Source organism: Prevotella sp. HMSC073D09, assembly GCF_001814145.1.
In the GTDB taxonomy this organism is placed as follows: Bacteria; Bacteroidota; Bacteroidia; order Bacteroidales; family Bacteroidaceae; genus Prevotella; species Prevotella conceptionensis.
Map to the genome: position 1 here is coordinate 1 of NZ_KV815058.1, position 244 is coordinate 244.

General features: G+C 38.5%; 1 protein-coding gene. It reads left to right on the forward strand.

Annotated features, from left to right (window positions below; translation table 11 throughout):
- The coding region (locus tag HMPREF2955_RS16475; protein ID WP_210401268.1) for a hypothetical protein at positions 1-244 on the forward strand (244 nt) is incomplete at both ends.

Below are 244 nucleotides of genomic sequence, written 5' to 3' on the forward strand. Positions count from 1 at the left end.
TTAAGTACGTTTCTGTTGTTTGTTTCTTGTAACGGCAATAGGAAAACTTCGCATATCAGCAATAAGCAAGAGATAAAGGAATCTCCTGTTTCGGATGCCAAAGAACAGAAAACGGGTAAAGACAATCAATCTTTACGGGTAAAGAAGTATGCACATACGGTAAGGGGCACGAAAGAAACAGAAAGGGAAAAGGAAACAAGGACAAATAAAAGAAACCATGTGTCCAAGCGTTTGCAAGATTTTC